The 966-nt window shown below is 68.3% G+C and carries 1 protein-coding gene; it reads left to right on the top strand.

What is annotated here, in order from left to right:
* Positions 1 to 250: 250 nt before the first annotated feature.
* Positions 251 to 966, top strand: a 716-nt coding sequence (locus tag EJK15_RS69590) for an IS110 family transposase (protein ID WP_138720970.1), incomplete at its 3' end; no start/stop codon positions are given.

Genomic DNA, 966 nt, shown 5'->3' with positions numbered 1-966 from the left:
CTAATCAGTGTTAGCGAGTTGCCTTGCGGCAGACTCGGTGGTTGGTAGCCGTCCGGCGGGTGAGCACTTGGTGTTCCTGGACTTCGAGTCCTGATGAAAGACAGTGCCCCTGCTGGTTGGCCGGGAGAGTTGATCGCTTCTGGGATGTCGTTGCCCACTGACGGTGTCGGTGTGAGCACTGCTTGATTAGGTCGCTGATGGTTCTCCCGCTGGCTGCTGTTGTTGATCGTGTTCTGGTTGGGGAGAGCTGTTGCGACTGTTCGTTGGTGATGACTGGGCTGAGGCGCATCACGATGTGGAGCTGATGGACGGCTCCGGCCGCCGGTTGGCCAGGGCCCGCCTGCCCGAGGGCGTGGCGGGGATGGCCCGGCTGCACGCGATGATCGCCGAGCAGATCGGGGAGGCCGCAGATGACGAGGTGGAGGTGCTGGTCGGGATCGAGACCGACCGGGGTCCGTGGGTGCTGGCGCTGGTCGCGGCCGGATACACGGTGTACGCGGTCAACCCGTTGCAGGCCGCCCGCTACCGGGAACGGCTGGGCACCTCGGGTGCCAAGAGCGACGCGGCCGACGCTCACATGCTGGCTGACATGGTCCGCACCGACTCCCACCAACTGCGCCCGATCGCCGGCGACAGTCCGCAAGCCGAGGCTGTCAAGGTCGTCGCCCGCACCCACAAGACGCTGATTTGGGAACGGACCCGGGCCGGGCAGCGGTTGCGGCACGCGCTGCGCGACTATTTCCCCGCCGCGCTGACCGCGTTCGAGGACCTGGACGCGCCTGAGGTGCTGGACCTGCTGGCCAAGGCTCCTACCCCGGACCAGGCCGCGAGGCTGAGCGTCAGCCAGGTCAGCGCGGCGCTCAAACGTGCCCGCCGCCGCGGCGACCTGGCCGCCCGCGCCACCGACATCCAGACGGCGCTGCGCGCCGAGCACCTGGGCCAGCCCGAGGCGGTCACCGCGGCCTA

Origin of the sequence: Nonomuraea basaltis (assembly GCF_005893125.1) — a bacterium.
Lineage (GTDB): Bacteria > Actinomycetota > Actinomycetes > Streptosporangiales > Streptosporangiaceae > Nonomuraea > Nonomuraea basaltis.
The sequence above is the reverse complement of the archived record's forward strand: the minus strand, read 5'-3'. Positions and strand labels throughout refer to the sequence as shown.